The organism is Mesorhizobium sp. CU3 (genome assembly GCF_006442965.1).
Taxonomy (GTDB): domain Bacteria; phylum Pseudomonadota; class Alphaproteobacteria; order Rhizobiales; family Rhizobiaceae; genus Mesorhizobium.
The window spans coordinates 21,557-31,989 of sequence record NZ_VFWX01000031.1 but is presented as its reverse complement, the minus strand read 5'-3'; the positions used below and the strand labels follow the sequence as shown (position 1 = coordinate 31,989).

General features: G+C 58.5%; 10 protein-coding genes, 1 tRNA gene and 1 pseudogene. 6 read left to right on the top strand and 6 right to left on the bottom strand.

Annotated features, from left to right (window positions below; translation table 11 throughout):
* The first annotated feature begins 858 nt into the window (after positions 1-858).
* The 3 genes from FJ988_RS30395 to FJ988_RS30385 all read left to right on the top strand — a co-directional run bounded on the left by FJ988_RS30395 (position 859) and on the right by FJ988_RS30385 (position 4,096).
* Positions 859-1,560 carry a hypothetical protein gene (locus tag FJ988_RS30395; RefSeq protein ID WP_140823014.1) on the top strand — a complete coding sequence of 234 codons (702 nt, stop codon included), beginning with the start codon at positions 859-861 and terminating at the stop codon, positions 1,558-1,560.
* Between the two features lie 10 nt (positions 1,561-1,570).
* Positions 1,571-2,143 carry an STM3941 family protein gene (locus FJ988_RS30390; RefSeq protein WP_140823012.1) on the top strand — a complete coding sequence of 191 codons (573 nt, stop codon included), beginning with the start codon at positions 1,571-1,573 and terminating at the stop codon, positions 2,141-2,143.
* A 105-nt stretch (positions 2,144-2,248) separates the two neighbouring features.
* Positions 2,249-4,096 carry a serine protease gene (locus FJ988_RS30385; RefSeq protein ID WP_140823010.1) on the top strand — a complete coding sequence of 616 codons (1,848 nt, stop codon included), beginning with the start codon at positions 2,249-2,251 and terminating at the stop codon, positions 4,094-4,096.
* Between the two features lie 101 nt (positions 4,097-4,197).
* Here FJ988_RS30385 and FJ988_RS30380 read toward each other — a convergent pair.
* A pseudogene (locus FJ988_RS30380) lies at positions 4,198-4,404 on the bottom strand (MucR family transcriptional regulator); the annotation flags it as partial.
* A gap of 97 nt (positions 4,405-4,501) precedes the next feature.
* On the opposite strand from FJ988_RS30380, the gene FJ988_RS30375 reads away from it, so the two are divergent.
* Together FJ988_RS30375 and FJ988_RS30370 are read left to right on the top strand one after the other, a co-directional pair.
* A complete protein-coding gene (locus FJ988_RS30375; protein ID WP_140823006.1) occupies positions 4,502-6,316 on the top strand; it encodes a hypothetical protein in 1,815 nt (604 codons plus the stop codon).
* A gap of 595 nt (positions 6,317-6,911) precedes the next feature.
* Positions 6,912-6,988, top strand: a tRNA-Arg gene (locus FJ988_RS30370).
* 302 nt (positions 6,989-7,290) lie between these two features.
* On the opposite strand, the gene FJ988_RS30365 is transcribed toward FJ988_RS30370, so the two are convergent.
* The 3 genes from FJ988_RS30365 to FJ988_RS30355 are packed head-to-tail and all read right to left on the bottom strand — an operon-like array spanning position 7,291 to position 8,852.
* Positions 7,291-8,124: an excalibur calcium-binding domain-containing protein gene (locus FJ988_RS30365; protein ID WP_181183759.1), complete on the bottom strand. Its 834-nt coding sequence runs from the start codon at positions 8,122-8,124 to the stop codon at positions 7,291-7,293.
* A 2-nt stretch (positions 8,125-8,126) separates the two neighbouring features.
* A complete protein-coding gene (locus FJ988_RS30360; protein WP_140823004.1) occupies positions 8,127-8,516 on the bottom strand; it encodes a calcium-binding protein in 390 nt (129 codons plus the stop codon).
* Between the two features lie 54 nt (positions 8,517-8,570).
* The gene (locus tag FJ988_RS30355; protein ID WP_140823002.1) at positions 8,571-8,852 is read right to left on the bottom strand and encodes a hypothetical protein; all 282 of its coding nucleotides are present in this window, start codon (positions 8,850-8,852) and stop codon (positions 8,571-8,573) included.
* Between the two features lie 499 nt (positions 8,853-9,351).
* Here FJ988_RS30355 and FJ988_RS30350 point away from each other — a divergent pair, with 499 nt between their 5' ends.
* Positions 9,352-9,456: a putative RiPP precursor gene (locus FJ988_RS30350; RefSeq protein WP_140823000.1), complete on the top strand. Its 105-nt coding sequence runs from the start codon at positions 9,352-9,354 to the stop codon at positions 9,454-9,456.
* A 55-nt stretch (positions 9,457-9,511) separates the two neighbouring features.
* Here the strand turns inward: FJ988_RS30350 and FJ988_RS30345 are convergent, their stop codons facing one another.
* Both FJ988_RS30345 and FJ988_RS30340 read right to left on the bottom strand, forming a co-directional pair.
* A complete protein-coding gene (locus FJ988_RS30345; RefSeq protein ID WP_140822998.1) occupies positions 9,512-9,805 on the bottom strand; it encodes a hypothetical protein in 294 nt (97 codons plus the stop codon).
* Between the two features lie 79 nt (positions 9,806-9,884).
* Entirely contained in the window at positions 9,885-10,097 is a 213-nt protein-coding gene (locus FJ988_RS30340; protein WP_140822996.1) for a hypothetical protein, read from the bottom strand.
* Positions 10,098-10,433 lie beyond the last annotated feature (336 nt).

Genomic DNA, 10,433 nt, shown 5'->3' with positions numbered 1-10,433 from the left:
GCGGGGTGGAGCAGCCCGGTAGCTCGTCAGGCTCATAACCTGAAGGTCACAGGTTCAAATCCTGTCCCCGCAACCAATTTTATCATAAATCAATTACCGTCCCGGTCTAACCCGGGACGGTTTTTTTGCGTTCAGGGCATGCGATCGTCGTCATCGATGATCAGGAGGAGCCAGTCGTTCCGTTCTGATAATTGCCGTAACGCACCCTCCCAGCCCCCGGGGCTTCGCCCCTCATGGTTCCATTCCAAGCGACATCTGGTCGAGCGTTCCTACGAAGTTGCGATCCGTGCCAGTCCATAGTTGAACGCGCCGAGCTCCCGCTCTTGGTCCTCACTCGAGGCAAAGGCATATGCTCAAGTGCCAAGGTCGACCGAAGCTGTGCATCCAGGTGTTCGCTGTTCGCTGCAGTCCTCAGTAGATCGGGGTGTTGCGAAGAGGCCGGCGGGACGCCCAACGAATGGGGCGCGTAACCCAGTCATACGGAAGTTACCCCGCCTATCTGAGGTCAGCGTTAACGCCGATGTGACTTGGCCAGCACAGCATAAGCCGCTTATGTCGATCCGGCAGCTTCTCCTAATACTGGTCCCTCCCGCTCGGTGCCGAGGCTGGTCTCATGCTTCGAAATCCACTCCTGAAAGATATGCTGGCGCTGATCGGTGGGTCGCTTGGCCAGTTTATGGTGCCCGTTCTGTTCGGCAATCTCACGGGGTACATGCTTGGACGTATCCCGCAGGATCATATGATCCCGGCTGGGATCGGCGGCGGTCTGGGTGGCGCTATCCTCGGCGTTTTTCGTGTCTGTCGCAGAGCACGCGATCGGCGTTTTGCGGCAGCATTGCAGGCGAATAGGAAGCCCTAATGCCGCGCGGGTCAAAACCGACCGTGGCCTTTGTCTCGGCGCTTTTGACGCGTCTTGCGCCTGCTAATGCCGACGCGTTCGATTGGCGGAACATACTACCGCTACAGCAAGAAATCATTCAAGCTGACCGTCGTGGCGATTTCAAAAGCGCCGCCCACGCCGCCGAACAATGCGTGACAGCGTCATCGGCGGAACTCGGCGACGTACCAGAATACTGCGCATACTACCTCAGTTCTGCGCTCAAATTGGGAAAGGGCCTCCCTCGCGACCAAGATCGCGCCTTTTCTCTCCTAAAGAGCGTCACGACGAAGGATATGGATGACGAGGCCGCATTGGCCTTGGTCGAGAGCTATCTGGACGGATCGGGCACACCTCGAGACGCAATTGAGGCGGGGATTGTGTTCTGGCGGGTCGAGCATGGCGCTTGGTCGATATACAGCCCCTATTGGGGCATGTGTGACGAATGCGCAGAATTCCATAGATACGAGCAGCTTGTCGCTTACCGGATCTCACGAGAACTTACGGCGGAGGAGAAACAAACTGCCGAAAGTCTCGCCGTTGAACGTTTCCCGGCAATAGCAGAGCGAGTCAAGCGTCGAGATGCCCAGATCGAATGGATCGAGATCCTGATAGCGACCCTGATTGCGGCGTTCGGCTGTCTGATTTGGTGGTGGCCTCGATCACTCAAATTGTCGAACTAAGGTTGTGATATTGGCTGATCCCTCAGATAGTTTCGTCGCCTGTACGTCACGTTGGCGGTGCGCACTTCTTGCGGTTGGTTCATCAGCTTTTGTTGTCGCAGGGCTGTGGATGGTAGGCGCCTTTGGCAATGCGCCAACACCTACTATCCAATACCCTCATCTGGTAATACTTAGTGCCGGCTGGATGGGTTTGATAATGGGCCCACTTGCGGTGATAAAGTGGATCTCAAAATTATTCGGGACGGCGGAGCAATTGCGCATCGACGAAGCGGGTATTCGCTATGCGCCTTGGTCCGATAAAACGGTACCGTGGTCGGAGATCGCAGACGTAACGACCTGGTCGCGAAACGGGCTGAAGCGAATCGTTTTACATCTACGCCATCCCAATAACTTCCCCGGCAAAGGGTTGGCTGCTCGCTTGGCTAGTAATCTTACCGGAGGCAATGTTTCCATAACAATTTTGCTGACCGGTACTGACCGTAACTACTATGAGGCTATGTCAGCGATCGAGCGTTACAGGCAGCCGAGCCAACTCCCCGTTTCTCCTTTGGCTACCCAATCAGTCGAGAAGCGGGCGGGCTAAAACCATCAACCGCTGCCGCAAGCCCTAAAGCTCACGTTGAGTTTTTGTAGGATCGACGATCTAATATCCGGTGGTTTAAGAGCAGGTGTTAAGGGGCTGCGTAAAATGAACACCCGCCTATGGTGTCTTCCGGTTTTGATCGCGACCTGGATGGCGACAATTTCGATTGCCACCGCCCAGGATTTCAAGGCACCCAAGGGGGAGCATTGGGTGGCGGTCGCAAGCACCGAAGAGATTAACAACGCAATCGGCATAGCGCGATACTTCGGTCGTGATGCGCGGGCGGTACGAACAAGGAATGGATGGTTCGCCGTCGTTCTTGAACCGCGGAGGGGCACGATCCAGGAGATCAGAAAGGGTCAGGCGTGGCCGCAACTCCCCGGGGACGCGTTCCTTGCGGATGGAAAATTCATCACCGAAATAGTTTGGGCGCCGCGCGACGCGGTTCTTGCCCAAACCACGTTGACAAGTGAACGGCCGGCCGTGGTGACGTCGGGCCATTTGACGGTGGTAGCCCAGCGTAGGATGGATCACGATGGATGGACAGCGCACCTGATCGGCCAGATCGATGGTAGGCAAGTCTTTGACCTGAGCCATACGTTCGAGACGGCCGCGGACTATCCGTCTACGCTCCAACTCGTCCATTTGAACAAGGACAATGAGTTCCCCGATGTGGTCTTCGATGCAAGCACCGGGGGAGCTCATTGCTGCGTGCAAACGATGGCCATCACGCCGGATTTGACTGGCCATTGGGCGGTCGTCGATTTGGAAATGCTCGACGCCGCAGGCCCTGGCTTTGAAGATGTCGATGGCGACGGGGTCGCCGAAATCGTTCACGGCGACAATGGATTCCTGTACCTCTTCGCGCCGTATGTGGAATCGTTTCAGCCAATACTAATCAAGAAGCTGATTGGCAGTAGCCTTCGGGACGTTTCGATGGAAACCGGGTCGCGGCCGCGATTGATTCAAGACACCAGGGGTCTGGAGTTCATGGCGAAGCTGGATTCGTCGCTCTGGAACAAGAACGGCTTTCTGGCTGCCTGGGTGGCCGACAAGGTTAGGATAGACGAAGGAGCCGACGCATGGAACAAAATGCTCCAGGCATACCAGCGTGACACGGACTTCGGAGTGAGCAAGTGCGAGCTCGATGAGCCGATCACCAAGTGCCCGTTGGACAAACAGCGAATGCTTCCGTTTCCTGAAGGTCTATCGCAACATCTCCAGGAAGCCGCGTACACGCATGCCCATGTAGAAAACACCCCCGCGCCAGCTCCAGGTATTGCCCCAAGCACGCCTAGTCCGCCACAGGGCGGCGAAACGGCGGCGACCGGAACTTCGGGGACGGGTTTCTTTGTTTCAGGCGACCAACTGCTGACCAACGCCCATGTTGTCAAAGGATGTGACGACGTCGATACTTCCATCGGTGGGATACGATCGCCTGGGAAGGTCATGGCGAGGGACTCAATCAATGACTTGGCTGTAGTGAAGGTGGCCAGCGCCGGCGCGGCAGTCGCACAATTGAGGGGAGGCGCCAGATTGGGTGAAGACATAGCCGTGTTCGGCTTTCCACTCAGGGGCATCTTGGCAAGCTCCGGCAACTTTACCAGGGGCACGATTACGGCCATGGCTGGATTGGGCGATGACTCCCGATATTTCCAGATCTCGGCTCCGGTTCAGCCCGGCAATAGCGGAGGGCCGCTTGTAGACCGAAACGGCAACGTTGTTGGGATAGTGGTATCGAAGATCGATGCGCTGAAGCTTGCTTCGATCACGGATGACATCGCTCAGAACGTGAATTTTGCCGTCAAGGCTTCGATTGTTGAGAGCTTCCTCCAGGCAAGCGGAGTCCAATTCTCCTCGGACCCCGTGCACCAAGAACTGGCTCCGGAGGATCTGGCTGCAAAGGCCCAGTCCATTTCCGTTCCGATCGAATGCCGGCCTCCGATCCAGTGATCGCCAGCGAATGATCTATCATCGCCCGCCTAACACGCTGGTGAAAACGACAGTCACGCTAGCCATTGCGTGTGCTGCGAGCGCAGCTGAGGTGCAAACTCTCAAAACTCACCGGACCTAGCAGGGGAGATCACTCCTGTCCCCGTAGCAACCTGTGGGAAATGCATTGACCGAGCACTCAAAGGTCGTCTCTGCCGCCCTCCGTCCAGGCTAAACGCTTTCGCCAATTCCGACCGCTGCGCCGCATATCTCGGCGCGGCCATCGGATAGTCGCGCGGCAGGTCCCACTTTTCGCGATATTCCTCTGGCGGGCATTTCGGTGCTTGCGCCTTGAACACCCTTTTTTGGGGTCCTGTGACACGTTCGTTCGCCAAGATGTAAGAATTATTTAGGCGACACTGGTAAATGTACCACATGCGCGCGTCACTACCATTATCTCTCCTCTTCTTTGTCGTGACTGGGGCCGTTTTTGTCCTTCAAGTCATTCCGTTCACGGGCATCTTCCTGATGTTCGCAGGTGCGATGTTCTGGTCTGCATTCCTGATCAATGCGGGAATGATCGGCGTCGGAGCCGAAGTCGCGACCGGTCGCGTATCGCAATGGTGGATTCTCTTGCTGCTGATATTCTACGGTTACTACATTGCTTCGGTCGTGCACGAACATATCGTGCTGCGTTCGCTTTCGACAGCGTATGATGCAGCTAACGCGCGCCTTGCCATCCCATTCGATGCCAACCGCCAGTCATTGGCCTTCACCGATGATGGGCAATCTGGGGCGTGGCTCACGCAAAACTATGACTTGCCCGTGGCATACTCCGCCAACGCCAATTTTCCTGAAGGATATCAATCCCATCGAATGATGGATGCCGCCACCTGCGCCAAGGTGCCAGCACTCACGTCGCGCGCCACGCCTGTAAGTACATCCGGATTTTACGACGGAGACACGGTCTACGGGATGAAGAAGGAGGGCCGCTTTTGTGCCGTTTCGGTGCCGGAGCGGCCTGATCTTCCCGTAGTGCGCGTGTCACGGCGAGAGGAGAAGATTTCCGAAAGGGGATTGCCTATAATCCGTGTTACGATGACCGTCTCTATGCCAGATGGCAGTCGATACCAGGTTCTCGGCGGTGTCGCGGCGCCTCTAACTTGGATGCCCATGCCAATCATGGGCTGCGCATTGAATTTCGGCTACCAACGTTGGGATTGTAAGGTTGGGTTCTGGCGCAATGAGTCCACGCCGGTCATTTCGGGTCATACGCGATACTATCGAGACTTGAGGGCGCTTGCCCAGGCCCTAGGGCTGAAACCTGTTACGGTTGAAGATCGCAAAGGCGTCGATCCGGCGGCTGCTATGGCGAGAATTGCGGCAGTCGAGACCGAGACGCTGACGCACCAACTCGAGAATGTCGATGCCATGATCGACAACCCTGTTGCCAAGATCCGCGATTGGCAAGTCGATGTGGTGATGGCCCATCGAGAGGCTTTGGCTTCGCGCGCCGACGCTATCATGGGTGGGCTTGAGCGTGCGGCAGCGGCTGGCGGCAGAGATCGATATCAGGCGCGTGACAGCGGCCGAATACTTGCCCAACTTCTCGCCAACCTGCCGCGTGACACGTTCGTCGGATTCGGTCCCCGCGTCCTCGCTCTCTATTCCAAAGCCGACGACAAGCATTGGTTGTGGGAGGCAGAACCTCTGATGAGGCGTTTGGGTGACCTTGGCCCCGAAGCGCAGCCCTATCTAGTCAAACCTCGAGCCTCTGCCACAGGCAGTGCCGCCGCGACGTCATGGATGCCGCTCCCTGCCGGACAGAATGGCGCTTGGACGGTCAAAGGCATCTGTAAACAGCTGCAAGTTGTCCGCGAGAATCTGCTGTCAGATTGCACTGGCGAGGTGACGCGTACCAGAGCGCCCGATGGCATCGTGACGGTTCAGTTCTCGACCGGGAAAGGCATGCTGCTGTTTCGTGGGAAGGAAAGCACCGCCCGGCTTTGGCAGGGGTATCGAACGGTCTTTGAGATTGACGAAATGGCTTTCGGGGGTTCCGCACCCATCCCAGCAAGCGGCCAATGCGAATATGGTGCCCCTTACATCGGACAAGCAACGATCCATTGTCGTGGCATGGACGGGTTCAAAGCCTGGGTTGCCACCGTCGAAACAGATAGTCGTCTCCCAGTCCCTGACAGCGAATACATATCGCCCCGGATCGGCAAAGCGTACGAGTAGCGCCACAGATAGCTTCGCCACCGTGAGGCGCGCCGATGACGGTTGCCCGCGCATTCCGCGCTGCGCCGGCTGTTGTACGCCGCGATTTGCTAGTCAGAAGGGGAGGGAGGCGCGCGGCCCCAGTCCCCGCAAACCCCACCAGCGGTCTCCCCCCCGCTTCGCTACGTGCAGACTGCGGCCCCTTCCGCCGCCGTGGCTTGCCCCTCGCCCCGGCGGCTCGCCGCGACGGCGCGGCTTCCAGAAAATCGGCAAGCGCGGACAGAGAGGCATTCCATAGCGCGCTATGTCTAAAGTCTGGCTACGCCAGCACTCGTTACCGCTCATTGCGCACGCTTTTGTGGGTTCGAGATGGTAGCGGAAGACCGCTACATCGCGACACCCACTATTGAAGGGGCACTCTTTTGCTTTCGGAGGCACGCCGCTTAGTCGAAGTTTTCTAGTTTTGAGGAGTTGACGGCTGCCCTCCGAAGGCATGTGTCAAGTCTGCCGGGTCACGATTGAAAGGATAAAGACGATAGGAGTTCAAGGACTTACGCGAAGGGTATCCAGCCCTTCAATCTCGCGGAAATCCCGCGTAAGCACTACTTAAGCAAAAGCACCCGTAGCTCAGCTGGATAGAGCGTCGCCCTCCGAAGGCGAAGGCCACAGGTTCGAGTCCTGTCGGGTGCGCCAACGAAACCAACGACTTACGTCAATTCTTCCGACGACGCGATCTTACACGCAGCAAGCTGATCGAGAACCTCAACGACCAATTCTCCCTACTTCGCGCAGCTGAACCAATAATTCCGCCCGACACAAAGCGGGACGCGGAAGCTTATAAGCAGAAGATCCTGACAATGACGGATGCGGTCAACAATACCGTCGATCTTATGTCGATGAAGGATTTCTGGACAGCAGCTGGCGATCTCACCGATGCGCGGAAGAAGCTGAACGCGGAGCTGAATACGGCGATTTAACAGCGAGCCCGTTTTACTCTAGCAAAGCGTCTCGCACGCCACGCCGTCGCCGTCCCGATCGAGCTTCCCGCCCCATGAACAATTCTGCAGATACCATTGGGCTTCGTCGCACGAGCTGATTTGCTTGCACGTCCGCCGCGGCTCGCATGACAGGCCGCCGCTCTGCGCGACAAGCTTGCGGCTAATGATGCCGAGCGGCTGGCTCGCCGGGGCCGTGCCGTCGACGTGCGACGCGCGCCAGTCCCACGGCGCTTCGAACTTGCCGACCCACAGCCCGACTTTCGCGGCCTCCGCTTTGGCCTGCTGCGGCGCGTAGGCGCCGTTGCTGTAGCGCGGCCAATCGAGTGCCTGGCCATGCTCGACCATCCACGCCGCCACGCTGGCGCCGTCGGCGCGCCGGCAGTCGCCGACGAAGCGGTGATAGCGATCCCATTCCACGAACGTGCATTGCACCGGCCGCGATGCCGCCAGGAAGCGGTCCAGCGCTTCGGCCGATCGCCGGCCGCACGGGTATTCGAAGCCCTTGGCGTCGTCGCAATATTGCCGGCTCTCCGGCGCGTCGATCCCATTGAAGCGGATCCGCTGGCCGTGAATTTCGATCGTGTCGCCGTCGATGACGGATGCGACGCCGGTGATCGGCTCCGGCTTGGGGCCGAGCAAATTCGAAACGCTTATGTCGGGCAGGCGGTCGCTGTGCTCCAGGAAAGTCTGCGCAGCCAGCGCGCCGGCCGCTGCGACGGTTAGAAAGATCAGCCGGCGCGGCACGCTCGCCCAACGCAGGGCACGGGAGTGCTTCGCGCCGCTGCGTTTGCGCCACTGGTCCGATCGATTGTTGTAGCGGGATTTGTCCACTCTTAGCGCTCGCAACCGATGCCGTTGTGGTTGCGGTCCAGCCCGTTTGGATCGGAAGGGCCGACAGCCACCGGACCTTGCACTACCGGATTGTCTCCCTTGCCCCCCGCGCAGTCCAAATCGACGTTGCTGTTCGGCACTTGGCCAAGTGCTGCGGCTGGCGGCTGAACGCCGCGATATCGCTGGACGACGCCTGCGCTGCGCTGGCCGTCGCCTTCGATGTGCGTGTTGTTGCTGTTGGGATTGAAGGCATCGACCGTCTGCAACATACGATTGGTATTGTTGGCGTCACCCGACGCCAGCGTCATCGTGTCGTAGTTGTTGAGATAGTCGGCCGCGCAGCCGGTTACTGCGATTATCGCCGCGAGGCAAAATAGAGTTCGCCTGTACATTGTCCCCACCCCTTCGGGGAAAATGACACGGCGTTCTTTATTTTGCAACTGAGCCTATGGCTCTAGCAACGCGCCACCGTAATGCGCCCACAGATGCTCACAATTCCATATTCGCAAGGTTGGTGTGCCTGGCTGGCCATAGAGGATCATTGCACCGCGGCACTCGTACCCGAGCACGGACGCGTTTGCGACGAATTGGATCGCTCGCCCCAAGCTGATGCCGCTGATCCGGGTTTCGGCTTTGGTGCTGAGATCGATCACGCCGAATATCTCCGCAGCTTCGCTCCTGCCGGCCAGCACAGCCGTCGATAGCGCATCATCCAAGGCAAGGAGCATTGCGGAGTTCCCCGTAGCGCTCCTCAACTCGGTTGGGGGTGATTTGTTCCGTGGGAACCGCGGCGCCAAGCCAGCGCGCCGCACCTCCTGATTTCATCACCTATGATTTTACGCCCGCAGGCTTCGGCTTGCAGGCTTTTTTGGCAAGCGGTAGATCGGCAAGTTGAAACCACTTGTGTCGAAGACCGTTTGTACTGGCTGGCGCTCCTCTTCCGAGACCCAGGGCGCCGGCTGCCAGACACGGCACTCTGGCAGAGGGCTCGCTCCCGCTCGGATGCGAGCCCTCACTGCTAGCGGAGCAGCGCCCCGGCCGCCAGTGCGGCCATGACAAGCGAGGCGGATGCGGGTAACAGTGGACTGTTGCCGCAGCGTGATGCAGAGCAGCCACACAACCAAATTCCTGCTAGCCGACACGCCAGAGTTGGTATCATTTGTGGTTGACAGCCTGTGGTTCCAACGCAACTTACGGGCGTTGTCTCCAGCGAAAAGGGGGAAGTGGATGAAGAAGACCTACGAAAAGCCGGTGCTCGTTCGCCGGCAGCGGCTGTCCAGCGTCACCGCTGGTCCGGGTCCGTCGACTGTCATCATCGCGCCGGTCGACTGAGAACGGAATCGGCAAGAATTGAAGGCCTGCTGGCTCCGGCTAGCGGGCCTTTTCTTTAGGTCGCCTTGGCCCGCTTCGGCGGCACATGGCTGGTGATCACACGCACGGCACTGCGATTCACAGTTATGCCCAGACCCTTGCCGCCGATGGTCACTGTATCCTCATCAACGCGCAGCACTTCCCCTGTCAGCTCGATCTTCTGGCCACTGCTGATGTTCGGCGTGGTGTTCACGATCGAATGAGGCTGGCTGTAAGAGGGGATCAGTACGCTGACCCGATCCTCCGTCACGCGCTTGCGCACGGTTGCCGTGATGGCGACAGTGTCGCCAACCTTTATGCCCTGGCCCATCTAAGCCCCTCATTCCCCGGTCACAGAATGCGTCCGAAGGATCTGCGAGTCCACGTAGCTTGCCCAGGGGCGGCCCACATCATTTGCTGCGGTTACGCCGGCGATACCAAACATATCCGCCCAACGCGGCAAGCGCCGGGAAGCCGATGCCGATCTCCGGGCTCGGAGCGGAGTGGCTCTTTTCCCCGCCACCCTTACCCGGCGGGAACCAACCTGCCAGCGCATAGCTTGGGACAGTATCCACAACTGTGATGAACAACGCGATCGTGGCTGGCGCGATTATCTTGATCATTGCTTCGCTCGTCTTGTCATTGGAGGACATCTGACAATGACCGCATTCCCCCAGGAAAAACCGATAGACTGCCGGACAAAATAGGTAGCATCGCCTACAAATTTGATCGCTGGCGCCGCAGACCTTGCGCCACGTTTCGCTGCAGGATTTCCGCGAAGCTGTATGAAAAAAGGCGGTAGAAAAGGCGGCCGACGCCCTCGTTGGGGTAATGGGTGGGGAAGAGCGCCGGCCCGCGAATCACTCAGATCCGCCGCACATTCAAAATGGCTAACCTACCCCTTTCGCACATGGCGTGATCGCGTACCCTTGGGCGAAGTCCTAGTAGCTTAAAATTCT

Coding starts and splice junctions, on each gene's coding strand:
- FJ988_RS30395 (WP_140823014.1), top strand. CDS start 859: ATGCCGCGCGGGTCAAAACCGACCGTGGCCTTTGTCTCGGCGCTTTTG.
- FJ988_RS30385 (WP_140823010.1), top strand. CDS start 2,249: ATGAACACCCGCCTATGGTGTCTTCCGGTTTTGATCGCGACCTGGATG.
- FJ988_RS30375 (WP_140823006.1), top strand. CDS start 4,502: ATGTACCACATGCGCGCGTCACTACCATTATCTCTCCTCTTCTTTGTC.
- FJ988_RS30360 (WP_140823004.1), bottom strand. CDS start 8,516: ATGTACAGGCGAACTCTATTTTGCCTCGCGGCGATAATCGCAGTAACC.
- FJ988_RS30355 (WP_140823002.1), bottom strand. CDS start 8,852: ATGCTCCTTGCCTTGGATGATGCGCTATCGACGGCTGTGCTGGCCGGC.
- FJ988_RS30350 (WP_140823000.1), top strand. CDS start 9,352: ATGAAGAAGACCTACGAAAAGCCGGTGCTCGTTCGCCGGCAGCGGCTG.
- FJ988_RS30345 (WP_140822998.1), bottom strand. CDS start 9,805: ATGGGCCAGGGCATAAAGGTTGGCGACACTGTCGCCATCACGGCAACC.
- FJ988_RS30340 (WP_140822996.1), bottom strand. CDS start 10,097: ATGATCAAGATAATCGCGCCAGCCACGATCGCGTTGTTCATCACAGTT.